Raw genomic sequence first — 5,174 nt, 5'->3', positions numbered from 1 at the left:
GCTGTCGATCGGTTTCGTGGTGCAGCGTCTGCTCGGCCGGAGTCCTTCAACTGGTGTTCGAGTTCGCGTGGCGTGTACAGCGGATTGACGTTCACCGCGGTGTAGCCGGCGCGCAGGATGGCGGCGATGGCGATCGGATATTGCAGCACGTTGGGCATCATGATCGCCACGCGCGCGCCCTTTTTCAGGCCGGTGCTTTGCAGCCAGACGGCCAGCGCAGTCGACAGCTGATCCAGCTTCCCATAGGTCATGTGCTTGCCCATGCAGACATAGGCGTTGCGGTCCGCGTATTTGGCGAAAGCTTCGTCGATCAGCTGCACCAGGGACTGGTAGCGGTTCGGGTCGATGTCGGCAGGGACGCCTGCGGGATAAGATGCAAGCCAGAATTTGTCCATATTGTTCCTTTTGTCTCCGGTTCAGGGCGGCTGCCGGTTGTTTCCCGCGGCTTGGGTGCGCACTGCAGAAAAAAGCACGGTTGTGTTTTTATTTAATGCAGATGCTATCGGCCAATCTCGTTCAGGGCAAGTATTTTGAGGAAATTTAAGAAAAATTTCTGTTTCTTCCTCGTCTTCTTGCGGCAAGGCGATGGCAACGCAGTGGCAAGACCCTACCATGCCCCATCTTTTCCAAATTGGCAACTTTTACGCCCGGATGTTCATTTCGCCGCTGAATGCATCGGTTGAACATTATCCTGCAAGCGATCCAGCTGTTCATTGCGCGCAGTCTTGTCGAGCTTCGCCAGCGCTTTCACGCGTTCGAAAAAATCGGCAAAGCCGCTGCTGCGCCGGAACAGTTCGCGAAACGCCGGCACCCGGTCGTGATACGTGCCGACCAGCGCCAGATGGGCGTTCGACAACGGCATGGCGAACCAGCGGTCGTATCCCGAGAAACCGCCCCAGCGCACCTTGATCCGCTGGTATTCGGCGCGCAGCGCATCGAAAATTTCTGCCTTGCGATGCAGCTTCTCGGCCTCGCTGCCGTCTCCCTCGTAGTTGGCCTCCAACTGAGACCGGTATTTCAGCAAGAGTTCAAGAAAGTCCTGCTTGCGCCCGGCGAACACCTTGTACGCCTCGCGCAGTCTGTCGTCATGATGCGCCTGCAGCCATTGCTCCAGGCCGATCTCTTCGACCGTGGTCGCATACGATTCGTTGAACTGCGAATCGCCCTTGGCGTACACCACCTGGTGCGCCAGTTCGTGGAAGATCAGGCGCGCCAGTTCGGCATCGGGATAATTGATGAAAGTCGACATGACCGGATCGTTGAACCATCCCAGCGTCGAGTAGGCCGGCACGCCCAGCACCTGGACGTCGTCGCCCTCCTTGACCAGGCCGTCGGCATATTGCTGGGCATCCTGCTGGCTGTAATAGCCGCGATAGTCAACGCAGCCGGCGACCGGAAAACACCATTGCCGCGCCTTCAGCGACAAGGCCGGCGCCGCCACCACGTTCCACACCACGAAGGGCCGCTCCAGCTGCGCGTAGTTCTTGTAGCTGCCGTTGTCGGGCAGCGCCAGTTGCGTCACCGCGAAGCGCCGGATCTCGCGCACGGTCTGCAACTTGTCGCGCAGACGCCCGGAGGTATGCGGATCGTCCAGCCAGTCGTCGATCGGCCGCGCTTGCGCCAGCAGCGAAAACTGTCCATGCGCCGCCTGCGCGTAATAACCCAGCGAACTGCAACCCGACGCCAGCAACAAGGCCGCGCCCAGGCTTGCCGCCAGGACGATTCTGGAGAGCCTGTTCAGACGCCGGACGGACATGCCTCGACCTGCACCAGCACGTCATAGAACGTCGGCGCATTGCCCATGTCGGTGAGACGCTGGCTGGTGACTTCGTTGGCGTTCTTGCCATCGGCGGCAAACTTCTTCCACCAGATCGACAAGCCCACCACTAGCCCCACACGCGCCTTGTCGGTCACACGCACGCGCGCCTGCAGGCTGCCGCGGTCATTGAAGATGCGCACCATGTCACCCTGGGAGATCCCGCGCGCGGCGGCGTCCTGGGGATGCATGTCCAGGTGCGGCTCGCCTTCGGTATCGCGCAGGCTCTGCACGTTGACGAAGGAAGAGTTGAGGAAGTTGCGCGCCGGCGGTGAAATCATGGCCAGCGGATATTTCTGCGCCAGTTCCACATTGCTGGCCACCGATTCATACGGCGCAATATAAGTGGGTAATGGGTCGAGGCCGTCGGCCAGCATGCGCGCGGAATAGAACTCGCACTTGCCCGACGGCGTGCCGAAGCCGCCCTCGGCAAACGGCGCGACCGGCATGTTGAGGCGCTGCCATCCTGTCTCCTTGAGACGCTCCCAGTCGTAATCGGCTGCGCGCGGATTGCGGCGATCGAAGGCCTGCGCGGCAATCGCGTCGTCGCTGTCCTTGAAACAATCTTCGGTGAAACCCATGCGCGCCGCCAGCAGGCGGAAAATTTCCGAGTTGGCCTTGGCCTCACCCAACGGCGCGATGGCGGCGTTGTTGGCCATCATGTAGACGTGGCCGTACGTCGCGTGCACGTCGATGTGCTCGAGCTGCGTGGTGGCCGGCAACAGGATGTCGGCGTAGTCCGCGGTGTCGGTCTGGAAATGCTCCAGCACCACCGTGAACAGATCCTCGCGCGCAAAGCCCTGCATCACCTTGCCCGACTCCGGCGCAACCGCCACCGGGTTGGAGTTGTAGACGATCATCGCTTCCACGCGCGGGCCGAAATCGGCCGACGCCTCGCGCAGCAGATCGTCGCCGATGGTGCTCATGTTGATGACGCGGGCGGGCTTGCCATGGCCGGCGGCAAGGTCGGGCCGGCTCAATGCGGCCGCATCCTTGGGGAAACTGTCCGACACCGACATCTGCACACCGCCTGCGGGATGGCGCCACGCTCCCACCAGCGCCGGCAGGCAAGCCACATTGCGCGCAGCCATGCCGCCGCCACGCACGCGCTGCAAGCCGTAGTTGGCGCGGATGAATACGCCTTCGCCGGCCAAGGCCACGCGGCCGTATTCCCGCGCCAGGTTCAGCACTTCCTCGGCGCTGATGCCGCACACTTCTGCGGTATGTTGCGGCGACCATTCCTGCACGCGCTGCTTCAATTGCGCGAAGCCCAGCGTATGCTGCGCGATGTAATCGGCGTCGAGCAGATTCTCGTTGATCAGCACGTGCATCATGCCCAGCGCCAGCGCCGCATCGGTGCCCGGCAACAAGGCGATGTGCTGGTGACATTTGTCGGCGCTCAGCGAACGGTAGGGATCGATAGCGATCAGCTTGGCGCCGCGTCGTTTCGCTTCCTGCACGCGCATCCAGAAATGCAGGTTGGAGGCGATAGGATTGCCGCCCCAGATAATGATCAGCCTGGCGTCCTGCACGTGTTCGGTGTCGGCGCCCAGGCGCGTGCCCACCGTGTACTTGTAGCCGGCCGCGCCGGCCGAGGCGCAGATGGTGCGATCCAGTTGCGAGGCGCCGATGCGGTTGAAGAAACGCATCGCCATCGACTCGCCCTGTACCAAGCCCATGGTGCCGGCGTAGCTGTACGGCAGGATGGCTTGCGGATTGCGCGCGGCGACTTCCTTCAGCCGTGCAGAGATCGTGTCGAGCGCTTCATCCCAGCTGATGCGCTCGAATTTTCCTTCGCCTTTTTTGCCGACGCGCTTCATCGGATGCAGCAGGCGGTCCTTGTGATAAGTGCGCTCGGTATAGCGCGACACCTTCGTGCACAGCACGCCGGCGGTGGTCGGATGATCGGGGTCGCCCTTGACTTCGGTGGCGATGCCGTCCTTGACGGTCACCAGCAAGGCGCACGTGTCGGGGCAATCGTGCGGGCAGGCGGCGCGGACGATGATGGGTTCGGAAACGGAATTCATGGCAATCAACTAAGGGAATGCGCGACGGAATGGCGCGGCAAGCTGCTACTTTATCTTAAAATGCCTCATCACGACTCCCGCGCAGACCCACACATGCCCGCCCTCCAGCACTTCTGGCGCGACCCCGCCCTGCCCTTTCTCGAAGGACGCCGCGCCACCGGCAGCCTGTCCTGCTATGCCCCGCATACGCACGACAGCTTTTCCATCGGCATCGTCGATGCCGGCCACAGCATCTTTGCGCTGGCCGAGCACAGCCAGCCCATCGCGCCCGGCGACGTGGTGCTGGTGCGCGCCGGCGACGTCCATTGCTGCAACCCGGCCGACCTGCAATGCTGGAGCTATCGCATGTTCCACATCGAGCACGGCTGGCTGTCCACGCTGCTGGCCGAAACCCCGGCCACCCGCGGCCTGCCTGAGCGCATGCGCTCGCAGGTGCTGCGTTCGCCGCAAGCGGTGCAACTGCTCGACCGCATGACGCTGGCGCTGGACCACGATGCCAGCGAACGTGTGGCCGAGGTCATCACCTGCCTGCAGGAAATCATGCTCTTGTGCGCCGAAGCCTGCGCCCACGATGCCGCGCCCCTCACCGAGGACGCCCACGGCCTCGGACGCGCCTACGCGCATCTGCAGCAGCATTGCCGTCGCAGCGTGAGCCTGGACGAACTGGCCGAGGTGGCGGGCATGGGCCGCTACCAGCTGATCCGCCAGTTCCGTCGCCGCTATGGCATGACCCCGCACGCCCTGCAATTGGACATGAAGATCCGCCAGGCCCGCACCCTCTTGCAACAAGGCGCCAGTGCGGCCGACGCCGCCTATGACACCGGCTTTGCCGACCAGAGCCACTTCCATCGCATCTTCAAATCGCGCGTGGCGGCGACGCCGGCGCAATACCAGTTGATCGCCTGAGCAATAGAGCCAAGAATGAGGGACGGGCAACCAGCGAGCTGGTATCGCGCCACGGTTAGGGATAGCCGCGAACTCGTGCAATCGCTATGATCAGCAATCTGCACCGTCGTTTCTACGGCAAGAAAACAACACGCGGCAACAGATACCCACCGCCCTCGCGCAAGGTACCGGTCTGGGTAGCGACGTACCCGCTACACAATACTCCTGCGTCCTCGTCGCTTTGGACGGGGAAGATTGGCCGGCCGCCTGCATCCCGCGTTAATATTGTTGCCTCCTCGGAGGTGAACACCATTTCGTTTTGTATATCCTCCATGTCTCCTATACGGCCATTAAATCTGGCTGTCTCCACCCGTTCGGCTAATTTAGCCTTGTTGTCCAAAATCTTTTGCAGTTCATGATTCTTTGCCTTGGCCTTCTCAAAATTC

The 5,174-nt window shown here is 62.1% G+C and carries 4 protein-coding genes and 1 pseudogene; 1 reads left to right on the top strand and 4 read right to left on the bottom strand.

The features are described 5' to 3' along the window. The 3 genes from HLUSI_RS27045 to HLUSI_RS0104975 all read right to left on the bottom strand — a co-directional run. Window positions 1–395: AMP-binding protein (locus HLUSI_RS27045; RefSeq protein WP_016832922.1), on the bottom strand; the 395-nt coding region annotated here is incomplete at its 3' end. A gap of 260 nt (window positions 396–655) precedes the next feature. Beyond that, window positions 656–1,756, bottom strand: coding sequence for an aminopeptidase (locus HLUSI_RS0104980; RefSeq protein ID WP_016832921.1), 1,101 nt, complete (start codon window positions 1,754–1,756; stop codon window positions 656–658). Then, a complete protein-coding gene (locus HLUSI_RS0104975) occupies window positions 1,738–3,843 on the bottom strand; it encodes a molybdopterin-containing oxidoreductase family protein (RefSeq protein ID WP_040503178.1) in 2,106 nt (701 codons plus the stop codon). Before HLUSI_RS0104975 ends, HLUSI_RS0104980 begins: the two co-directional genes overlap by 19 nt. A 93-nt stretch (window positions 3,844–3,936) precedes the next feature. Between HLUSI_RS0104975 and HLUSI_RS0104970 the strand changes: the two genes are divergently transcribed. Next, window positions 3,937–4,749: a helix-turn-helix transcriptional regulator gene (locus HLUSI_RS0104970; RefSeq protein ID WP_016832919.1), complete on the top strand. Its 813-nt coding sequence runs from the start codon at window positions 3,937–3,939 to the stop codon at window positions 4,747–4,749. A 112-nt stretch (window positions 4,750–4,861) separates the two neighbouring features. Here the strand turns inward: HLUSI_RS0104970 and HLUSI_RS33885 are convergent. Beyond that, window positions 4,862–5,174 (bottom strand): annotated as a pseudogene (locus HLUSI_RS33885) (DUF2235 domain-containing protein); the annotation flags it as partial.

This window comes from Herbaspirillum lusitanum P6-12 (assembly GCF_000256565.1).
Taxonomy (GTDB): domain Bacteria; phylum Pseudomonadota; class Gammaproteobacteria; order Burkholderiales; family Burkholderiaceae_D; genus Herbaspirillum; species Herbaspirillum lusitanum.
The sequence above is the reverse complement of the archived record's forward strand: the minus strand, read 5'-3'. Positions and strand labels throughout refer to the sequence as shown.